This window comes from Arthrobacter sp. MOO21 (assembly GCF_057369995.2).
In genome coordinates this window covers 1,625,719-1,646,185 of sequence record NZ_CM170671.2, presented here as the reverse complement: position 1 = coordinate 1,646,185, position 20,467 = coordinate 1,625,719, and the positions used below count along the sequence as shown (strand labels likewise).

Below are 20,467 nucleotides of genomic sequence, written 5' to 3'. Positions count from 1 at the left end.
GCGGGACGGGCTCAGTAGACGGAACCCTCGAGGAGTTCGGAGAGCCGGCTCGCGGCACGGCGCAGTTCCGGAACGTTGGCTTTGATCTTTTCCTCGGTCGTCGCCTCCGCTGGGCAGTTCAAGGCCATTGATTCGTTGGCGCGGCCGGCTCTGTTCGTCAATGCCACCCCTACGGAGAGCACGCCAACCACGCGCTCATTCGCAGAATAGGCGTAGTCACATCCAGGCTCGGGCAGCCGTGACTTCAGTTCCTCAACCGTGAACCCCTGCTCCTCGTGGCCGGAGGCGATAGCGGCCGCTACCACCTGCTGGAGTTCGGCATCAGTGGCGCCCGCGATCAGGATCTTTCCGGCCGCGCCGCGAGTCAGGGGCAGGCGTTTACCCAAGGGCAGGTCATACTGCATGGGCGCTTTGCCTTGAACCCGCGCTACCAGGATCCGCTCAAACCCGAGGCGGGTGTGCAGGGAAACAGACATTCCGGTCTGGGTCGCGAGCTGCTGCAGGACCGGTCGTCCCGCAACCGCCAAGGGATCGTTTTCGAGGAAACTCTTTGCCGCCGGCAGGACGGCGGGACCGATCCGGTACGACTTGTCCGTCTGGCTGACCATCCCGAAATCCTGCAGCACCCGCAGGATCCGCAGCGTGGTGGGCAGGCTCATGCCGCAATTCCGCGCCAGGTCACTGAGCCGCTGCGGCCGTTCGGCCCTCTGCAGTTCCGCGAAGACCTCCATGGCCCTTGAGAGGGAGCGCATGTTCGAGGACTTGGCGCCCTCTTCTGCCGGACCGGGCGTGGTGGAAGTCGTCGTCGCCATTCTTTCATTCTATGTAAGTTCCTCGCGCTTGACAGCGCCTGTGTCTCCTGTCACTATTTCTCAGTACGCAATATAGTTTCATTCTATGAAACGCAATGACGCACAGTGAAAAGGATCCCAATGACAACGGAGTCAGTCGCGACGAAACCCCCGAGTACCGTGCGGGTGGCCGCCACTGTGCTGGCAGGCATCGGCGCTTTTGCAGCCGTCGGCACGTATGTCCTGGTCAGTTCAGTCGGCCTTGGACTGTGGACTTCCCTCGGCCCGGGTCCCGGCCTGTTCCCCTTCGCCATGGGTGCCGTCCTCGTGGCCATGGCGCTCCTCTGGCTGCTCCAGGAACTCCGCAACCCCAGCGAAACCGCACCCGGAATCGACCGCGGACTGGTGGTCGGCGTCGTCGCCAGCCTCGTGGTCCTTGCAGCCGTCATGGACCTGCTCGGCTTCCAGCTGAGCATGTTCGCGTTCCTGCTGTACCACCTGAAAATTCGCGGGCGCAGGACCTGGGTGTCCGCGCTGATCATCGCGGTGGCCGGAAGCTTTGGAGCGTTCTATGCCTTCAATTACGGCCTGAACGTCGCGCTGCCGGTGTCCGCCCTGCCCTTCCTTAACGCGATCGGACTCTAGACGTGGATACCCTCAACGAACTCCTCAACGGCTTCGCGGCTGCCATGACCTGGCAGAACCTGCTGTTCGCCTTCCTCGGCTGCCTGCTGGGCACCATCATCGGCGTGCTGCCCGGCATCGGGCCGGTTGCAGGCGTTGCCCTGCTCATCCCGCTCACCCTCAACATGGACGCCACCGGGGCGATCATCATGCTGTGTGCCATCTTCTACGGCACCGCCTACGGGGGAACCATCACCAGCGTGCTGCTGAACACCCCGGGAGAAGCAGCCTCCGCGATCACCACCATTGACGGCTACGCCATGACCAAGATCGGCAAGGCCGGCGCCGCCTTGACGATTGCCGCCGTCGGATCCTTCGTTGGCGGCACCATAGCCACCTTGGGCCTGGTGGCCGCAGCCAAGCCCCTGGGTGAGCTCGGCCTGCTGGTGGGCCCGCCGGAGTTCTTTGCGCTGATGGTGGTGGGCATCTCGCTCCTCGTGGCGCTGGCAGGGAAATCGATGGTCAAGGCCATCATCTCCGGTGCCCTGGGCCTGCTGATTTCCATGGTGGGCATCGACCCCGTGGCCGGCGCCCCGCGCTTCACCTTCGGCATGGACCGGCTCCTGGACGGCGTCAGCTTCGTGGCCGTGATCGTGGGCGTCTTCGGCCTCTCCGAACTTTTGTCCTACCGCAAGGGCGACCAGCCGGCAGCGGTGCACGCGCCCAACCTGCGCTCGCTGCTGCCCACCGGCAGGGAATGGCTCCGCAGCGCCCCGGCGATGGCCCGCGGCACCGGCATCGGCTTCGGCCTGGGCCTCATCCCGGGCATGACCGGCTCCGTCTCTTCGCTCCTGTCCTACGGTGCGGAGAAGAAGTTCTCCCGCAACCGCCACGAATTGGGCAAGGGCGCCATCGAAGGCGTGGCCAGCCCCGAGACGGCCAACAACGCCCACGCCAACGCGGCCCTGATCCCGCTGTTCACCCTCGGCATCCCGGCCTCACCCACCATCGCCGTGCTGATGGGCGCCTTCCTGCAGCAGGGCCTCACCCCGGGACCCACCCTCTTCACCGAGAACTCCGAGATCGCCTGGGCCATTATCGCCAGCCTCTTCATCGGCAACCTGATCCTGCTCCTGCTCAATGTCCCGCTCGTGGGGCTCTGGACCTCCATCCTCCGCGTCCCGTCGTCGATCCTCAACGCCCTGATCCTGCTCTTCATGGTCATCGGCGCCTACACCATCAACTTCAGCGTCTTCGATGTCTTCGTGATGATCGGCTTCGGCCTCCTCGGCGTGGCCCTCCGGCACCTGGACATCCCGCTGGCACCCATGGTGCTCACGCTGGTCCTTGGCCCGCTGATGGAACGGTCCCTGCGCGAGTCCCTCGAGATTTCCCAGGGCGACTTCAGCATTTTCACCAGCCGTCCCATCTCCGCGGTCCTGATCGGCCTGGGCCTGCTGATCGTCTTCAGCCCGCTGCTGAAGCTCCGCAAGCCCAAGGCCCTGAACGAAGACCCCGAAACCTAAACCCCAATTCGCATCCCCACCTTCAAAGGAGAAGAACCATGAAAACCCGTATGCGCCTTGCTGCCGCCCTTGCCGCGGCATCCCTGATTGGCCTGACCGGCTGCGGTGCCAACCCCGGAGCCACCGGAGCAGCCGGCGCGGCCGGCAGCGACTTCCCAAAGAAGGGCAAGTCGATCGACCTCATCGTGGCCTTCGGTTCCGGCGGCGCCGTGGACACGGCGGCACGGCTCATCCAGCCGGTCCTCGAAAAGGAACTCGGCACCAACGTCGAGGTCATCAACAAGCCCGGCGCCGGCGGCCAAATCGGCTACACCCAGCTCACCAGTGCCAAGCCGGACGGCTACACGATCGGTGCCACCGGTTCGCCGTCGGTGGTGGTTTCACCGCTGGACCCGTCCCGCGGCGCCAAGTACACCCGCGAAAGCTTCCAGCCCCTGGGCCGGCAGGTCATCGACCCCACAGTCATCGCCGTCCAGCCGGACAGCCCGTACCAGACGCTGAAGGAGCTCCTCGACGCCGCCAAGGCCAACCCGAAGTCCATGACCGCCAGCACCGCCGGACTCCAGACGGGTGAACACTTCGCCCTGGCCCAGATCCAGGAGGAGACCGGTTCGGAGTTCGCGCCGGTCCACTTCTCGGAGGGGGCCTCACAGGCCACTACCGCCTTCCTGGGCAAGCACGTGGAGGTCCTGGTGGCCAACGTCAGCGACGTGAACGACCTCAGCAAGCAGGGCAAGGCGCGGGTGCTGGGCGTCATGTCCGGGGAGCGCGCACCCTCCCTGCCGGATGTCCCCACCTTCAAGGAATCCGGCTACGACATGACGGCGGGAACGGCCCGCGGCTACTCCGCCCCGGCCGGCCTGCCCGACGACGTGGCCAAGAAGCTCGAGGCCGCCATCCAGAAGGCCATCGAGGACCCCGCCGTGGTGAAGAAGATGCAGGACCTGGGCCTGCAGACCAGCTACCTGAACGGTGCCGACTACCAGACGTTCTGGGCAGGCCAGGAAGGGGACTTCAAGAAGGTCCTTCCGCTGGTCCAGAAAAAAGACTGACCCCTGCCCCACCTGAACGGAAAGATCCATCATGACGACTCCAGCCATTGACGCCACAGACGCGGACTTTGCGCGCCCCGAACGGGACATCATCGACCGGCTCGCCAAGCTGCCCGCAGCCAACATCGGCGACGCCATGGACCGACTCGGCGTTGCGGACTCAGCCATCCAGGCCGTCTGGCCGGGAGCGAAGCTCGCCGGGCCGGCGTTCACCGTGTGGACCCGGCCCGGCGACAACAAGGGCATCCACCAGGCCCTGCAGCAGGCCCGTCCCGGAGACGTCATCGTGGTGGCCGGTGGCGGCGATGAATCACGCGCCCTCCTCGGCGAACTGATCGGCGAGCGTGCCATCAACCTCGGCGTGGCCGGCTTCGCCCTGGACGGAGCAGCGCGCGACGCCGAGGCGCTGGGTGAGATTGGCATGCCGGTCTTCGCGAGGGCTACTTCGCCCGCCGGTCCCTACAAGGACGGCCCGTTCAGGCTGGGAACGGCAGTCGCCTTCGGCGGGGTTCCCGTTCTGCCGGGCGATGTCATTGTCGGTGATTCGGACGGCGTGGTGGTCATCCCCCGGGAGCAGGCCGCCGCCGTCGCCGAGGCTGCCGAAGCAGTCTTCGCTGACGAGGCAAACCGCCGCCAGGCCATCGTCGCCGCCCGCAATTGAACCTGAACAGTTCCAGAGAAAGAACAGAGCAAACCATGACAGCGTGCACCGTCATTGGCCTCGGCGAAGCCGGAGCCACCTACGCCGCGGCACTGACCGCGGCAGGCCACACGGTCACCGGCTTCGACCCGGTGGCCGCCACCACCCCGGACGGCGTCGCCCGGGCCGCAACGGCGGCGGAAGCCTGTGAAGGCGCGGACATCGTCCTCGTCATGACCGGTGCTGCCGCCGCCCGCAGCGTGGCGGAGGAGTGCTTGCCGGTCCTCGGCGCCGGCAGCGTCTACGCCGACTTCACCTCGTCGTCGCCCGGCGTCATGCAGGAGCTCGGGCAGCTTCCCAGCAAAGCCGGCTTCGCCGACGTCGCCATCCTTGGCCCGGTGTCGGCACTGGGGGAAAAGACGCCGCTGATGGTCAGCGGCCCGGGAGCGCAGGCTGTGGCAGATTTGCTGCGCCCGCTGGGTGTCGACGTCGAAATCACCGAAGGCGGGCCGGGCGCGGCCATGGCTCACAAACTGCTCCGCAGTGTCCTGATGAAAGGCCTGGCAGCCGTGGTCGTCGAAGCCGTCAACGCCGGAAAAGCCGCAGGACTGGAAGAATGGATCCGCGGCCAGATCGCCAGCCAGCTCGCCGGCGACGGCCAGGCCGTCATCGACCGGTTCCTGACCGGCACCCCCAAGCACGCGCTCCGCCGGTCACGGGAGATGCAGGAGACTGCCGCCTACCTTTCCGAGCTCGGGGTGCACTCGGAAATGACCGCCGCGTCTGCCGCCGCACATGCGCGCATCGCCGAGCAGGACTCCGCGCCGGTGTTGCGCTGACCGCACGGTCGGACAGAATCAATGAAGAGGACTGTTTTGGCTAACCGCGCAAAGAACCGCACCGCAACGTCAGGAGCATGGACATGACCGGCGTCTGGGCCCTGGGGGCATACCTGGCCGCCATCCTGCTCTGGACCACTCTGATCAAGCGCAGCGTGGGGGAAGCCATGATCCTGGGATTCCTGGTGGTGCTCCCGTTCACGGGTGCCGCCGCCGCGCAGGTCGGCTGGTCGGCGCTCTATTCGGCGGCGACCGACGAAATTGTGTACGCCACCATGGCATTCGTGTTCATGGGCTACCTGCTGGACACGGGCGGCGTCCTGGACCGGCTGATCGACCTGCTCAACTCGCTCATCGGCGGGGTCAAGGGGGGTCCGGCCTGGGTTTCCACAGTGGCCTCCGCAGGCCTCGGCGGTGTGGTGCACAACCAGGCCGCCATCGCCGCCACAGTGGGCTCGGTGACCATCCCGTGGATGGAAAAGTCCAAACTGGACAAGCCGGCCGCGGCCACCCTGGTGGCGGGCAACGCCGGGATGGGCATCACCTTCCCTTTCAGCGCCTCCATGTTCGTCCTGGTCGGCTCCGCTACTGTTGGACCCCTCCTGAACATCAACGACCTCGTCATCCCCCTGTTGTTCGGCGGCCTCTGGTGCTTCCTGCACCGCCTCATCGTCACCTGGCTGCTGATCCGCAAGAGCGGGATGGCCCCGCTCGACCCGGCCCACCGGTTGTCCTTGCGGGTCGCCCTTGGCCAAGGCTGGGCCACACTCCTGCTGTTCGTCGTCGTCGCCATCCCCCTGGTCATCACCTCCGGCTTCCTCACGCCGGTACTCTCGGACTGGACCGGCGGCGACGTCAGCAAGTCCGTCAGCGTGATCGTCTGGATTCCCGTGGTCCTGCTCATCACCGGCGCGCTGCTGGGCCGGAAGCAACTGCCGCGCACCGGCCGCGACTGGGGCAACCTGCTGCAGGGCTCGGCCCCGCGGTTCGGAATCGTCGGCGTCACGGTGCTCTTTGCCTTCGCCGGAGCCAACGCCCTCGCCGCCACGGGCCTCCCCAAGCAAATGACGGCCCTGCTGAACGGGATGAATCTTCCCCTCTGGCTGCTCGCCATCCTCATCGGGTTGATCGTCATCGCCGTTGCAGCCCCCCTTTCGGCCACGGCAACCATGGCCGCCGTTGGCACGGTGGGCGTGGCAGCCCTTGTCGCGGCCGGCGTTCCGGCCACCACCGCCGCTGTCGCCGTCCTGGTCTTTTCCTCCTGCGAAGCCGCGGTTCCACCCGGCGGTGCACCGCTGTATGTGGCCTGCGGCATCGCGGACGTCAATCCCATCAAGACCTTTGCCCGCCTGCTCACGCACTACGCCCTGCCCCTGCTGGTCATCGGCGTGCTGATCATTCTTGGCATCCTGCCAATCTAAGGAATCACCCATGAACACACTTCGGCGGGTTACCGAACACGTCTTCGTGATCACCCTCGCAGCACTTCTCCTCGGCGGCGTGCTGTTTGTTGCCGGACAGGCCGTCGGCCTCGTGGCCGGTCGGGGCGAGTGGCTCCAGTTCTTCAACGAAGTCATCAAACCGCCCGTCTGCATCGCGGCCTCCATCTGCGCTGTGGCAGGGTTCCTGCTCAGCTACAAGCGGCCACAAAAACAGGCGACGCAGCACCAGGAAGCCACCACGCGATGACCGGGCACGCACCGTTTCCGAGCTTCGCCGGTCTACTGGAGCGGGACGGCGCCCTGGCGGGAACATCCTGGGGGCTGTTTCCGGAACCGGAACGCGGCATGCCGTCCTTCATCACGCCCGCTGCCATCCTGGAAGCCAGGAACAGCATCCGGACGGGGACGGTCTTCGGCCTCGACTACCCCGCGGACGCATTCGACCCCGGGATGTCCCTCAAACGAAGCGCCCCACGGCACACCATCTACTCCTCCCACCCGGCGCACCGCGACGACTACCTTGACGGGTACTACCTGCAGGGCTCCACGCAGATTGACGGACTTCGGCACCGGAGGGCGGACGACGTCGGGTTTTACAACGGCACAGCCGATGACCGGATCACTGAGGGGACGCCGCACCTGGGGATCCAGGAATGGGCGGAACACCCCATCACCGGCAGGGGCGTCCTGGTGGACCTGGACGGCTTCCGGAACAGCCTGGGGGAGCCCATTGACCACGCGGCCGGCGAGCCCCTGACCCTGGACCTGGTCCAGGCCGCCATGGAATCCCAGTCCCTCGCTGCCCTCCCCGGAGACATCCTTATGCTCCACACCGGGTGGTGCGAGTGGTTCCTTGCCCTTGATCCCGCGGAGAAGCAACGCATCCGCGAGAGCCGCAAGGCATCAGGCGTGGCCCAGTCGCGGGATTTTGTCGCGTGGGCATGGGACAACCGGTTTGCGGTGGTCGCGGCCGACAACTTCGCCTTCGAATGCCTGCCGGCCGTTCCCGAAAGCCCCTACCGGAGTTCGGCTCCCAACGACCACGGGATGATGCACCAGCAACTCCTGGCGAAACTCGGCCTGCCCCTTGGGGAATTGTGGAAACTCGGGCCCCTTGCGCGGCACATGCGGACAACCGGCAGCTGGGATTCTTTCGTCACCATCAAGCCGCTGAACATCACCGGAGGCACCGGCTCCCCGGCCAACGCCACCGCCGTCGTATGAAGGATCACAGGATGACCAAGGTAATTGTCGTAGGAGTGGACGGCACCGAGAGCGCCCAGCGTGCTGCGGAAACAGCTGCGGACCTGGCCTCGGCCCTGGGAACCACGCTGCATGTGGTGACTGCGTTCCCAGGGGACCGCGCCGAAGTCCTCGGCCTGGGCAATGTCGACAGGGCGTTTTCGGAAGAACGGTACGCGGAAAAGGTGGCACGGGAATCGGCAGATGGCATCAGGTCGGGCCAGCTTCAGGTGGAGCACTTCGCAGTCCGCGGCGCGGCAGCCAAAGCCTTGATCCAGCACGCGGAGGAACACAACGCCCATATGATCGTCGTGGGCAGCCGGCGTATGAGCGGGATCGGCCGGGTCCTGGGCAGTGTGGCGAACAGCGTGGCGCACAGTGCACCGTGCGAAGTTTATATAGCCAAGACTGATTAGCGGCGGCCGAGCTACGGCAGCCTCGACGGCCGCAGCAGGCTCGGCTCTCCCGCCCGGGCGGGATCCAGCGGCACCGGGCTGACCAGCACGGCCGGCCCGCGGTGCAGGAAGCCGCTGGAGAGGGCCCGGCAGCGGATGCCGCCCCGCCCCCGCATGGCCGGGTGCGCCCCGGGGGCCAGCATTTCGTTCATCCACGCGCACGGCTGGGCGTGCCGGCCGCCACGGAAGCCCACAATGGACCCGCCCGATTCCAATGCGAAATCCTGCCCCAGCAGCGGGGCCAGCTGCGCGCCGCGGAGGACCACGTTCCGGCGGGTCAGCAGGGGGTCGAAGGGCGTGGCGCCGAGCTCGGCCGCGATGGCCTCAAGGGATTCGACGGCGAACAGGGTCACCGCGGCGTCCATGTGCGCGGCCTTGCCGAAGAACCGGTCGCCCACGATGCCCTTGCCGGCGACCACCTCCGCCTGCCCGGCGTCGGTGGTGGGCATGTCGGCGGCGCCGTCCCGGGCGCGGCCGAAGTAGGCGTGCGCGGGGGAGACCAGCAGGTGCAGGATCTCGACGTCGTACCGGTAGTTTTCGGGCATACCCCTACAGTAGGCGCGGGTTCAGGCACCCACATACGCCGCCAGGTGCTGCCCGGTGAGCGTGGCGCGCCCTGCCACCAGGTCAGCCGGCGTGCCCTCGAAAACGATGCTGCCGCCGTCGTGCCCTGCTCCCGGGCCGATGTCGATGATCCAGTCGCCATGTGCCATTACCGCCTGGTGGTGCTCGATGACGATGACGGACTTCCCGGAGTCAACCAGCCGGTCCAGCAGGCCCAGCAGTTGTTCGACGTCCGCCAGGTGCAGGCCGACGGTGGGCTCGTCCAGGATGTAGATGTCCCCGGCTTCGGCCATCTGCGTGGCCAGCTTGAGCCGCTGGCGCTCGCCGCCGGACAGGGTGGTCAGCGGCTGGCCCAGGGAGATGTAGCCCAGGCCCACGTCCGCGAGGCGTTCGAGGATCCTGTGCGCCGCGGGCGTTTTGGCCTCGCCCTCGGCAAAATAGGTGAGCGCCGCCTCCACCGGCATGTCCAGCACGTCGGCGATATTCTTCCCGTCCAGGGTGTACTCGAGGACGGCGGCCTGGAAGCGGCGCCCCTCGCAGTCCTCGCAGGTGGACTCGACCGTGGCCATCACCCCGAGTTCGGTGAAGATGACGCCGGCGCCATTGCATGTGGGGCAGGCGCCCTCGGAGTTGGAGCTGAAGAGCGCAGGCTTCACGCCGTTGGCCTTGGCGAAGGCCTTGCGGATGGGCTCCAGCAGCCCGGTGTAGGTGGCGGGGTTGCTGCGCCGCGACCCCTTGATGGCGCCCTGGTCGATCACGATCACGCCCTCCCGCCTGGCCAGCGATCCGTGGATCAGCGAGCTCTTCCCGGACCCGGCCACGCCCGTCACCACGCACAGCACGCCCAACGGCACGTCGACGTCGACGTCGCGCAGGTTGTTCGTGGATGCCCCGCGGACCTCGAGCGCCCCGGTGGCCGCCCGCACAGACTCCTTGAGCCGGGCCCGGTCGTCCAGGTGCCGCCCGGTGATGGTGCCGCTGGAACGCAGCCCGTCGACGTCGCCCTCAAAGACAATCTCGCCGCCGCCGGTTCCGGCACCGGGGCCGAGGTCGACGACGTGGTCGGCAATGGCGATCATCTCCGGTTTGTGCTCCACCACCAGGACGGTGTTGCCTTTGTCCCGCAGCTGCAGCAGGAGGGTGTTCATCCGCTCGATGTCGTGCGGGTGCAGGCCGATGCTGGGCTCGTCGAAAACGTAGGTGACGTCGGTAAGGGAGGAACCCAGGTGGCGGATCATCTTGGTGCGCTGCGCTTCGCCGCCGGACAGCGTGCCGGCCGGACGGTCCAGGGAGAGGTAGCCAAGGCCGATCTCCGCAAAGGAATCCAGCAGGTCCCGCAGCCCGGCGAGCAGTGGCCGGACCGATGGCTCGTCGAGGTCGCGGATCCACTGCGCCAGGTCGCTGATCTGCATGGTGCACAGGTCAGCGATGTTCTTGCCGTTGATCCGCGATTTGAGCACCTCCGGGGTCAGCCGGGTTCCGCCGCAGGCGGGGCACACGGCGAAGGTGACGGCGCGCTCCACGAACCGCTTCACGTGCGGCTGCATGGCCTCCACGTCCTTGGACAGCATGGACTTCTGGATCTTGGGGATGATGCCTTCGAAGGTGAGGTTGACGCCCTCCACCTTGATCTTGGTGGGTTCGGCGTACAGCATCGTGTCCAGCTGCTTCGCGGTGAATTTGGCGATCGGTTTGTCCATCGGCAGGCCCATGCCTTCGAACAGGCGCCCGTACCAGCCGTCCATCGAGTAGCCGGGGACGGTGAGCGCGCCTTCATTCAGGGACTTGGACTCGTCGTACAGCGCCTTCCTGTCGATGTCGCTGACGTTCCCCATCCCCTCGCAGCGCGGGCACATGCCGCCCAGGTAGGTCACCTCGCGGACCACGTTCTTCTCCACCCGGCCGCCCTTTTCCGTGCTCATGATGCCGCTGGCCTTGCGGGTGGGGACGTTGAAGGAGAAGGCGGTGGGCGGACCGACGTACGGTTGGCCCAGGCGGCTGAACAGGATCCGCAGCATGGCATTGGCGTCGGTGGCGGTGCCCACGGTGGAGCGCGGATTGGCGCCCATCCGCTCCTGGTCCACGATGATGGCCGTGGTCAGTCCCTCCAGCCGGTCCACATCCGGGCGGGCCAGGCTGGGCATGAACCCCTGCACGAAGGCGCTGTAGGTCTCGTTGATCAGGCGCTGCGACTCGGCGGCGATGGTGGCGAACACCAGGGAGCTCTTGCCGGAGCCGGACACGCCCGTGAAGGCGGTGAGGCGGCGCTTCGGCAGCTCGAGGCTGATGTCCTTGAGGTTGTTCTCCCGTGCGCCCTGGACCCGGATCAGGTCATGGGTGTCGGCGATGTGCACCTGCTTGGTCTCCAGGTCTGCGTCCGTGCTCAAGGTGTCCCCCTTCTCGTGGGCGGCACCGAAGGCAGGCTGCGCTCGCAGCCTCCCTCCGGCGTCGTCCGATATATACGTTGCTGTTTATATGCCTAAGGCTGCTGGTTGATGCGGACCGTGTTGCCGGCCGGGTCGCGGAAGGCGCAGTCGCGGATGCCGTAGGGCTGGTCGATGGGTTCCTGCACGACGTCGGCCCCGGTCGCCTCCACCTTGGCGAAGGCAGCGTCAACGTCGGGGGAGGAGAGGACGATGGTGGCATAGGTGCCCTTGGCCATCATTTCGGTGATGGTGCGGCGCTCGTCATCGGTGATTCCGGGGTCCACGGCCGGCGGGTGCAGGACGATGGAGACGTCCTTCTGGCCGGCGGGGCCCACGGTGATCCAGCGCATGGTGCCGCGCCCCACGTCGTTGCGGACTTCGAAGCCCAGGGCGTCGCGGTAGAAGGCCAGCGAGGCGTCGGGATCGGTGGCGGGGAGGAAGGTTGAGGAAATGTTGATGTCCATGCCAGTCATGCTAGTAACGGCTCATGGGCGGGCGCTTCTCGATTCCTGACCGGTCTGGTGACCTGCTTCGCCACGCACGCCGGGATTCCCGCGGTCGACTCCGCTGCCTCTTGTTTGTAGACGCTCGGCGGCATGCCCACCAGCTCGCTGAACCGCGTACTGAAGGTTCCCAGCGAGGAACAGCCGACAGCGAAGCACACCTCCGTGACGTTGAGGTCGCCTTTGCGGAGGAGTGCCATGGCGCGCTCGATGCGGCGCGTCATGAGGTAGCTGTAGGGCGATTCGCCGTACGCGAGTTTGAACCGGCGGCTGAAGTGGCCGGCGGACATGTGGACCTCCCTGGCCAGCGATTCGACGTCCAGCGGTTGCGCGTACTCCCGGTCCATCCGGTCCTTCACGCGGCGGAGCTCTCTGAGTTCGCGGAGGTAGGCGTCCGGAGTTGTCGTGGAAGTCACATCTCAGATCGTGCTACGCGGCGAAGGTGATGTCCAGAGCACGATAGGATTGGCCTGCCGGACAGCAGTCCTCGCCCGAACAGGGCTCGAGTAAACGCAGCATCCGGCAAACCAAACCCTTAAATCACCTGCAAAATCCCTGCCCAATTGCTGTGCGCAGGTCACCCTTGAAAGGACGCCATGGAACTGCTGTGGGAAATCGCCGGCTGGGCAGGCGCGGTTGCGATCCTCAGTGCGTATCTGGCTGTTTCCATGGGCTGGCTGAAGGCAGGGAAGGGCTTCCAAACGGCAAACCTGTTCGGCTCCGTGGCCTTCATCATCAACGGAACCCTGCACGGAGCCTGGCCGTCCGTGGCCACCAATGTCGCCTGGTTCCTCATCTCGGCTGTGGCACTGGTCCGCATGCGATCCGAAAACACCTCGCCTGCGCCCGCAGAGGCCGGCCAGGTCCAGTACCCCGGCATTCCGGACACCACCGGCCAGATGGCTGTTGTCGAGGCCTTCACCGGTTCCCTGCCCGTCGTGTCCCCGGCGGCCGTTGTGTCCCCGGTCGCCGTCGTCGGTGACGGGCCCCGCCTGGCGCTGTAGCCAGCCGGCAACGCGTACGACGGCGGGCCGGCGTTCCTTCGGAATGCCGGCCCGTTTCCTCTGGGTGTGACCTTTCATTACCTGCGGAGGGTGTTGCGCTCGTCACATCCATTTGCTTCTGCGGTGCACTCCTGACCAACCTTGCATCACATCTTTTACAGCGCTTGTCAGCGCGTGCCCAACGGAGGAGCACCACCTATGACTGACGTTCTCTGGTTTTCTGACCTCGGCCTGTCCGACCTCGACCAGGTTGGCGGCAAGAACGCATCGCTCGGAGAAATGGTCCGGAATCTTGCCTCAGCAGGGGTTAAAGTACCGGGCGGTTTCGCCACCACAGCAGACGCTTACCGACGGTTCCTTGGCGAGTCCGGCCTCGACAGCCGGATTGAAGAAATCCTCGACGGCCTGGACAGCGGCGATGTGGCCGCTTTGACCGTGGCCGGTAAGCAGATCCGCGACCTCATCCGCAACACCCCCTTCCAGCCCGAATTCGAGGAGCAGATCCGGTCCGCCTACGACCGCCTGACCGCCGAGCACGGCGGCGATGTTTCCTGGGCGGTGCGCTCCAGCGCCACGGCCGAGGACCTGCCGGACGCCTCGTTCGCGGGGCAGCAGGAGACGTTCCTGAACATCCGCGGCGTGGAGAACATCCTGCTCGCCATCAAGGACGTCTTCGCCTCGCTCTACAACGACAGGGCCATCGCCTACCGGGTGCACCATGGCTTCACCCACTCGGAAGTGGCACTCTCGGCGGGCATCCAGCGCATGGTGCGCTCCGACGTCGGCGCTTCCGGTGTCATGTTCACCATGGACACCGAATCCGGCTTCAACGACGCCGTCTTCATCACCTCGTCCTACGGCCTCGGCGAGGCCGTGGTCCAGGGCGCCGTGAACCCGGACGAGTTCTACGTGCACAAGCCGGCCCTGGCGGCCGGCCGTCCTGCCGTGCTCAAGCGCGGCCTGGGCGAGAAGGCCGTGCAGATGACCTACACCGACTCCAGCGAGGTGGGCAGGACCGTGGACTTCGTCCCCGTCCCGCAGGACCTGCGCCGCCGCTTCAGCCTGACCGACGCCGAAGTCGAGCAGCTTGCCCGCCATGCGCTGGCCATCGAGGCGCACTATGGCCGTCCGATGGACATCGAATGGGGCAAGGACGGCGTGGACGGGGAGCTGTACATCCTGCAGGCCCGTCCCGAGACCGTGGAGTCGCGGAAGGTGTCCGGCAAGATCTCCCGCTACACCCTCAGCGAGCGTTCGGCCGTCCTGGCCGAGGGCCGTGCCATTGGCCAGCGCATCGGCGCCGGGCAGGTTCGCGTGCTCACCTCAATCGACCAGATGGCCTCGTTCCAGACCGGCGACGTCCTGGTGGCGAACATGACGGACCCGGACTGGGAACCGATCATGAAGAAGGCCGCCGCGATCGTGACCGACCGCGGCGGACGCACCTGCCACGCGGCGATCATTGCCCGCGAGCTTGGCATTCCGGCCGTCGTCGGCACCGGCAATGCTTCCCGGGTCCTGAAGGACGGCACCCCGGTGACCGTGTCCTGCGCCGAGGGCGAGGCAGGCTTTGTGTACGAGGGCCTGCTGGACTACACGCTGCACGAGACCAGCCTGGACACCATGCCGCCGCCGCCGGTGAAGATCATGATGAACGTGGGCACCCCGGAGCAGGCCTTCAGCTTCGCCAAGCTGCCTCACCACGGTGTTGGCCTGGCCCGCCTGGAGTTCATCATCAACCGCCAGATCGGCATCCACCCCAACGCCCTGCTGGCCGTGGCCGGCGAGATCGAACGCCCGGCGTCCCTCTCGGACTACACGGTGCGCCAGATCCGCGAGAAGACCGCAGCCTACGACGGGCCGCGGGAGTATTACGTGAAGCGCCTGGCCGAGGGCATCTCCACCATCGCCGCGGCCTTCGCGCCGGAACCGGTGATTATCCGGATGTCCGACTTCAAGTCCAACGAGTACGCCAACCTGCTGGGCGGCCCGGCGTTCGAACCGTCGGAGGAGAACCCGATGATCGGGTACCGGGGCGCCTCCCGGTATCTTTCGGATTCGTTCCGGCAGGCGTTCGAGTTGGAATGCGAAGCCCTGAAGTACGTGCGCAACGAGATGGGCCTGACCAACATCAAGCTCATGGTCCCGTTCGTCCGTACCCTCGATGAGGCCCGCGGCGTCACCGAGCTGCTCGCGGCCAACGGGCTGCGCCGGGGCGAGAACGGGCTGGAAATCGTAATGATGTGTGAGCTCCCCGCCAACGCGCTGCTCGCCGACGAGTTCCTGGAGTACTTCGACGGCTTCTCGATCGGATCCAACGACCTGACTCAGCTCACCCTGGGCCTGGACCGTGACTCGGCGCTGGTGGCCGAGGGCTTCGACGAGCGGAACCCGGCCGTCATCAAGCTCCTCGAGATGGCCATTTCCGCATGCCGGGCCAAGGGCCGGTACGTGGGGATCTGCGGCCAGGGCCCCAGCGACCACCCGGACTTCGCCGAGTGGCTGCTGGAACAGGGCATCAGCTCCATCTCGCTGAACCCCGACGCCGTCACCGACACCTGGCTGCGCTTGGCCCGCGCCGGCAACCGGTCCGCCGTCTAAGTGGCAGACGCCCACTTGAGTGACGCTGTGGGGGCGGGCAACCCGTCCGCCCCCACGGTGTTCTTTCTTTCCGACAGCACCGGCATCACGGCCGAGACGCTCGGCAACACCCTGCTGACCCAGTTCCCCGCCGGGCGGCTGGAACGCCGGACGATCCCGTTCATCACCACGGTGGAGCAGGCGCAAGAGGTGGTGGCCGTGATCGACGAGCTCGCGGCCGCGGGGCCGAGGCCGATCATCTTCTCCACCACGGTCGGCCAGGACATCCGGGCCGTGCTGTCCCGGAGCCGGGGGCACTTCTTCGACCTGTTCGGCGCGCACATCGGCCAGCTGGAGCAGGTCCTCCACGCCTCGGCCAGCGGCGTGCCCGGCCAGGCGCACGGCGTGGGCGACGCGGTGCGCTACCAGTCGCGCATGGCCGCCGTCGAATACGCCATAGAGCACGACGACGGGCAGTCACTGCGTGCGCTGGAACGCGCCGAGCTGATCCTCATCGCGCCGTCGCGCTGCGGCAAGACGCCGACCACCATGTACCTGGCGCTGCAGCACGGCATCCTCGCCGCCAACTTCCCGCTGGTTGAGGAAGACTTCGCCAGCATGTCCCTGCCCAAACCCCTGCAGCCGTTCGTGCACAAGTGTTTCGGGCTGACTTCCCTGCCCGTCAGACTGAGCCAGATCCGCCAGGAACGCCGCCCGGGGAGCAATTACGCTTCGCTTAACCAGTGCACTTTCGAGCTGCGCAACGCCGAGGACATGTACCGGGTCAACAGGATTCCTTTCGTGAACTCCGCCTCCATGTCCGTGGAGGAGATTTCCGCGACCGTGCTGCAGCGGATGCAACTGCACCACTGAGGTTGTGCTTCTCTAAGCTGTGCGGGCTCGGGCATGTCAGGTTGAGGTCTATGACTTCCCTCGTTCCATGTCTGAAAACGCCAAATTTGACCCTAACCTGACGCTTCCTTGGCTGGTTCCTGACGTCAGTTTGGGCTGTGCCCTAACTGGAGAGGAGACTGCCCGCGAGTCAGGTTTTTGGGCAAGACCACTCCGCCTACCCACGATGCCGCGTTCCCCACAACTTCGATCAGGCTGATCCTACAGCGTCATTAACAGACTCCAATAGTTCGAATTGATGTGCACGCGTACCAGTAACCAGACTCGGGTATTTGGCACCATGAGCTCTGGCTGAGGGCGCCAATTCAAACACAAGAGTCCAGAGAGTTTTTCTTCCGTGCAGTAGTGGCATGGTCTCGCCTTGCTCTAGATAGCGAAACGGCGCTGGGTCCCCGTCCGGCCTCCACCAACCACTCAGCGGTGCCAGGTCACCGGTTGTCGCAGTGGAGCACACGTCCTGGTGCTGTTGCACTTGGTGTTCATTAGTTGGCGTCATGGTCCTTGATGTTCCTAAACATGAGCTCACTTATTTAAAGGTCCGTGATAGTCCCAAGACCCCATACCCCTGGTTTTAGTGATCCTAGGGGGACCTATTGGCGCTAGGCATGCACCAACAGAGTCTTTCCCTAGAGCACGATTCCGAGGCTAGCTGCGCAGAAGTTTCCGAAACGAGTCCCTTCTCAATGCCGCTAACCAAGCCGCAGTGCGCAGAGCTGAAACCATGAACTGCGGTCGTTTTTTCTCAACCGACAGCGGGGGTCCCTGCTGCTGCACCCTTTGTCCACGTAACCTGCACCTCGGCTAGGTCAAGTAACCGGCGCCCCCCCCATTCAGATCGTCCATGATCCAGAACATCCCATGGTCCGGTGCTATATCCGTCACCCGCCCGCGGTGCACGAGCGCCCCCCCTGCGAGTCGCGGCGATCTCATCTCCAGGCGATAGATCAACGCAGGAGTTGACCGGAACTTCTTCCGTTTCTCGCACCAGTTTCTCCTTTGGCATGTATTCATTGACTAAGGACGGTGAAAGACACCGTCCTGCAGGGACAGATGCTTCTTTACGCCAGATATTCCCGTAGCGGGACGCATCGTGGTGTAAGGGATTGCAGACCCAGCGCATTGATCCCAATCGACAGCCGACAGCTGTTCCGTGTGTGGCTCAGGCGGGAATAATAACCACAGCGACACGGGCCTTCCCGGGAGCTCGCTGATCCGGGAATCAGGCCAGCATTCTTTAAACCCTTGATGATTCCTGCGGTTGGCCACTCTCTTGTCATCAACGCCGGCGTCCTGCTACAGCCTCTGAGCGTCCACTGCCGATGGCCGGTTCCGCTGGCCCCAAAGTCAAATGATATCGAGGAAATTTCCCCTGGACGGAAGATCATGGCGCGGTATCTGGGATTGCTGCTGATTGCTCATAACCAGTTTCCAGTTACTAGGCCCACCGTTGGCTGATGGCATGATGCTCCCCTCAGTGATGAAGTAGGGGTTTTCAACGTCATTGAACGGCGCCCACCATCCGTTTGCCGGGCAGTGGTCACCGGTCCGCGCGCTGTGAGACATTCGAACGTTACGCATCAGGGGGGCCGTCAGTTGGAGTCGCTTTTTCATGTTCTTCCCTATGAAGTGAATCTTTTTCCTGTTAGCGAGTTGGGGGTAGTGGGGGCTAGGCCGGAACCAGTTCGCGCCAGTCCTTCACGAGGGGCAGGTTGTGTGCCCCGGACACCGAACGGTGGCCAACGTGGCCTGCGGCGATGTTCAGGCCCGCAGCGAGGGCGGGGTCGCGATCGAACGCTGCTTTGACGCCCAGGTTGGCGAGGGCCACCGCGTAGCGCAGGGTGACGTTGGTCAGGGCGTACGTGGAGGTATTCGGTACCGCACCAGGCATGTTGGCCACGCAGTAGAAGATGGTGTTGTGCACCTTGTACGTGGGTTCCTGGTGCGTGGTGGGGCGGGTGTCCTCGAAGCAGCCACCCTGATCCACGGCGATATCCACCAGGACCGAGCCCGGCTTCATGCGGGCCACCAGATCGTTGGTCACCAGCTTGGGGGCCTTGGCGCCGGGGATCAGGACCGAGCCGATCACCAGGTCAGCGTCCACCACTGACTTTTCGATCTCATACTTGTTGGATGCCACCGTCTTGAGCCGGCCCTGGTATTGGGCATCCAGCTCGCGGAGGCGGTGGATGTCGATATCCATGATGGTCACGTCGGCGCCGAGGCCCAGGGCCATGGCCGCTGCATTGGTGCCTGCAACACCTGCACCCAACACGACCACCTTGGCGGGGCGGACGCCGGGAACGCCGCCCAGCAAGACGCCCTTGCCGCCGGCGGGGGCCATCAGTGAGGAGGCGCCTACCTGGACGGAGAGGCGGCCGGCCACCTCGGACATGGGCGCCAGGAGTGGCAGGCTGCGGCCCTCCTGGACAGTTTCATAGGCGATGGCGGTGACGCCGGAGTTGATGAGCTCGCGGGTGAGTTCGGGCTCGGCCGCGAGGTGGAGGTAGGTGAAGAGGATCAGGTCCTTGCGGAACCGGTGGTACTCGGCCTTGATGGGTTCCTTGACCTTCATGACCATGTCCGCGCGGGCCCAGACGTCGTCTGCCTCGTTAACGATCTCGGCACCGGCAATGGAGTATTCCTCATCGGTGATGCCCGAACCGAGTCCCGCCCCGCGCTCCACCAGGATCGTGTGTCCATGGGTGCGGAACTCGTGGACGCCGGCGGCGGTGATGGCCACCCGGAACTCGTTGTTCTTAATTTCTGCGGGAACACCAATGATCATTTCGTAACTCCAATCCAAACTCTGCTTAAGGCCCGAGCCTGTCCCTTTGACGGGCTCCTCGACACCCTTGCAGAATCGTACATTCGTATTGTTGACAATGCTACATCATTATCTTAGGTTTGTGTAACACAGCTCACAGGGCGGTTGTCCTGATTTAGCGCCGGCGAGGCCGGGCGAATGGAGAAGAAATGAGAAGCAACATCACACGGCGGAACCTCCTTCGAGGTGCTGGCACAGCCGCTCTCGGAGTGACGGTCGCTGGTTGGATAACCAGCTGCTCCAGTGTTCCCGCTGGTAACCCGGCAACGGGTGCGACGAGCAACCTGCTGGAAACTGCAAAGGCGCAGGGCTTCATCCGAGTAGGCATCGCCAATGAGCCGCCTTATACACAGGTCAGCCCGGACGGTAAGGTCACAGGATGCGAACCCGACGTCTTGCGGGCAGTCTGTAAGCGCCTGGGAATCGACGAGGTTCAGGGCATCATCACACCCTATGAGTCCATGATCCCCGGACTGAATGCCAACCGCTGGGACGTGATCGCAGCCGGCCTGTTCATGAAGCAGTCACGATGCTCGCAGATTCTTTACTCCGAGCCAGTCATTGTTTCTACCGAATCCTTCGCCACGCCCAAGGGCAATCCGAAAAGCATCCTCACGATCGCTGACATCATCGCAGATCCCGCTTTGCGTATCGCCGTTCTCCCCGGTGGATTTGAAGAAGGAGTTCTCAAGGCGGCTAACGTTCCTGCCAACCAGCAGGTTAAGGTCAATGACGGTCGAAGCGGCCTCGAAGCGCTGAAGGCAAACCGCGCGGACGCTTTCATGCTTCCCACGCTGTCGCTGAAGTCTCTGGCCGAGAGTGACAATAGCTTTGACATCACAGCACCGATTGAAGATGCGCCGCGCACTGGCTCGGGAGCAGCTTTCCGTCAGGGCGATACGTCCTTCCATGAGGCCTACAACAAGGAGCTTGCGGCATTCAAGGCCACGCCGGAGTTCGGGGAGATCCTCACCAAGTGGGGCTTCGATTCAACCGTCGTTGAAGGCGTAACTGCTGAGGAACTATGCAAGACCGAAGGCTGA

At 65.0% G+C, this 20,467-nt stretch carries 19 protein-coding genes; 13 read left to right on the top strand and 6 right to left on the bottom strand.

Translation table 11 applies throughout. The features are described 5' to 3' along the window. Positions 1-11: 11 nt before the first annotated feature. Entirely contained in the window at positions 12-812 is an 801-nt protein-coding gene (locus AC2JAJ_RS07595) for an IclR family transcriptional regulator (RefSeq protein WP_473694377.1), read from the bottom strand. A 120-nt stretch (positions 813-932) separates the two neighbouring features. Between AC2JAJ_RS07595 and AC2JAJ_RS07590 the strand changes: the two genes are divergently transcribed. The 9 genes from AC2JAJ_RS07590 to AC2JAJ_RS07550 all read left to right on the top strand — a co-directional run bounded on the left by AC2JAJ_RS07590 (position 933) and on the right by AC2JAJ_RS07550 (position 8,572). After that, the gene (locus AC2JAJ_RS07590) at positions 933-1,436 is read left to right on the top strand and encodes a tripartite tricarboxylate transporter TctB family protein (protein ID WP_486416301.1); all 504 of its coding nucleotides are present in this window, start codon (positions 933-935) and stop codon (positions 1,434-1,436) included. A gap of 2 nt (positions 1,437-1,438) precedes the next feature. Further along, positions 1,439-2,941, top strand: a complete 1,503-nt coding sequence (locus AC2JAJ_RS07585) for a tripartite tricarboxylate transporter permease (RefSeq protein ID WP_501053435.1) — start codon at positions 1,439-1,441, stop codon at positions 2,939-2,941. Positions 2,942-2,979: 38 nt separating this feature from the next. Next, on the top strand, positions 2,980-3,993 hold the full coding sequence (locus tag AC2JAJ_RS07580; protein ID WP_486416303.1) for a tripartite tricarboxylate transporter substrate binding protein: 1,014 nt from the start codon (positions 2,980-2,982) through the stop codon (positions 3,991-3,993). A gap of 31 nt (positions 3,994-4,024) precedes the next feature. Next, a complete protein-coding gene (locus AC2JAJ_RS07575; protein ID WP_221384502.1) occupies positions 4,025-4,654 on the top strand; it encodes an RraA family protein in 630 nt (209 codons plus the stop codon). 35 nt (positions 4,655-4,689) lie between these two features. Then, positions 4,690-5,472, top strand: coding sequence for an NAD(P)-dependent oxidoreductase (locus AC2JAJ_RS07570; RefSeq protein WP_486416304.1), 783 nt, complete (start codon positions 4,690-4,692; stop codon positions 5,470-5,472). 83 nt (positions 5,473-5,555) lie between these two features. Further along, positions 5,556-6,893 carry a TRAP transporter large permease subunit gene (locus AC2JAJ_RS07565; RefSeq protein WP_486416305.1) on the top strand — a complete coding sequence of 446 codons (1,338 nt, stop codon included), beginning with the start codon at positions 5,556-5,558 and terminating at the stop codon, positions 6,891-6,893. A 10-nt stretch (positions 6,894-6,903) separates the two neighbouring features. Then, complete coding sequence (locus AC2JAJ_RS07560) at positions 6,904-7,161, top strand: hypothetical protein (protein WP_473694385.1); 258 nt, start codon at positions 6,904-6,906, stop codon at positions 7,159-7,161. Next, a complete protein-coding gene (locus tag AC2JAJ_RS07555; RefSeq protein ID WP_486416306.1) occupies positions 7,158-8,138 on the top strand; it encodes a cyclase family protein in 981 nt (326 codons plus the stop codon). The genes AC2JAJ_RS07560 and AC2JAJ_RS07555 overlap by 4 nt, the downstream gene beginning before the upstream one ends. An 11-nt stretch (positions 8,139-8,149) precedes the next feature. Then, positions 8,150-8,572 carry a universal stress protein gene (locus AC2JAJ_RS07550; protein WP_486416307.1) on the top strand — a complete coding sequence of 141 codons (423 nt, stop codon included), beginning with the start codon at positions 8,150-8,152 and terminating at the stop codon, positions 8,570-8,572. Positions 8,573-8,583: 11 nt separating this feature from the next. On the opposite strand, the gene AC2JAJ_RS07545 is transcribed toward AC2JAJ_RS07550, so the two are convergent. From AC2JAJ_RS07545 to AC2JAJ_RS07530, 4 genes are all read right to left on the bottom strand, one after another. Next, positions 8,584-9,156 carry an MOSC domain-containing protein gene (locus tag AC2JAJ_RS07545; RefSeq protein ID WP_486416308.1) on the bottom strand — a complete coding sequence of 191 codons (573 nt, stop codon included), beginning with the start codon at positions 9,154-9,156 and terminating at the stop codon, positions 8,584-8,586. Between the two features lie 21 nt (positions 9,157-9,177). Next, a complete protein-coding gene (locus AC2JAJ_RS07540; protein ID WP_501053434.1) occupies positions 9,178-11,562 on the bottom strand; it encodes an ATP-binding cassette domain-containing protein in 2,385 nt (794 codons plus the stop codon). 92 nt (positions 11,563-11,654) lie between these two features. Continuing rightward, positions 11,655-12,074, bottom strand: a complete 420-nt coding sequence (locus AC2JAJ_RS07535) for a VOC family protein (RefSeq protein WP_221384510.1) — start codon at positions 12,072-12,074, stop codon at positions 11,655-11,657. Beyond that, positions 12,071-12,451, bottom strand: coding sequence for a helix-turn-helix transcriptional regulator (locus AC2JAJ_RS07530; protein ID WP_221384769.1), 381 nt, complete (start codon positions 12,449-12,451; stop codon positions 12,071-12,073). Before AC2JAJ_RS07530 ends, AC2JAJ_RS07535 begins: the two co-directional genes overlap by 4 nt. A gap of 249 nt (positions 12,452-12,700) precedes the next feature. On the opposite strand from AC2JAJ_RS07530, the gene AC2JAJ_RS07525 reads away from it, so the two are divergent. The 3 genes from AC2JAJ_RS07525 (at position 12,701) to AC2JAJ_RS07515 (ending at position 16,561) form a co-directional block, all read left to right on the top strand. Continuing rightward, the gene (locus AC2JAJ_RS07525; RefSeq protein ID WP_473694393.1) at positions 12,701-13,108 is read left to right on the top strand and encodes a CBU_0592 family membrane protein; all 408 of its coding nucleotides are present in this window, start codon (positions 12,701-12,703) and stop codon (positions 13,106-13,108) included. A gap of 198 nt (positions 13,109-13,306) precedes the next feature. After that, positions 13,307-15,709 carry a phosphoenolpyruvate synthase gene (gene ppsA / locus AC2JAJ_RS07520; protein ID WP_486416309.1) on the top strand — a complete coding sequence of 801 codons (2,403 nt, stop codon included), beginning with the start codon at positions 13,307-13,309 and terminating at the stop codon, positions 15,707-15,709. A 15-nt stretch (positions 15,710-15,724) separates the two neighbouring features. Beyond that, entirely contained in the window at positions 15,725-16,561 is an 837-nt protein-coding gene (locus tag AC2JAJ_RS07515) for a pyruvate, water dikinase regulatory protein (RefSeq protein ID WP_486416310.1), read from the top strand. Between the two features lie 1,705 nt (positions 16,562-18,266). On the opposite strand, the gene ald is transcribed toward AC2JAJ_RS07515, so the two are convergent. Then, positions 18,267-19,385 (bottom strand): alanine dehydrogenase, encoded by a 1,119-nt coding sequence (gene ald / locus AC2JAJ_RS07510; RefSeq protein ID WP_486416311.1) that lies wholly within the window; start codon positions 19,383-19,385, stop codon positions 18,267-18,269. Positions 19,386-19,573: 188 nt separating this feature from the next. On the opposite strand from ald, the gene ehuB reads away from it, so the two are divergent. Continuing rightward, a complete protein-coding gene (gene ehuB, locus AC2JAJ_RS07505) occupies positions 19,574-20,467 on the top strand; it encodes an ectoine/hydroxyectoine ABC transporter substrate-binding protein EhuB (protein WP_486416312.1) in 894 nt (297 codons plus the stop codon).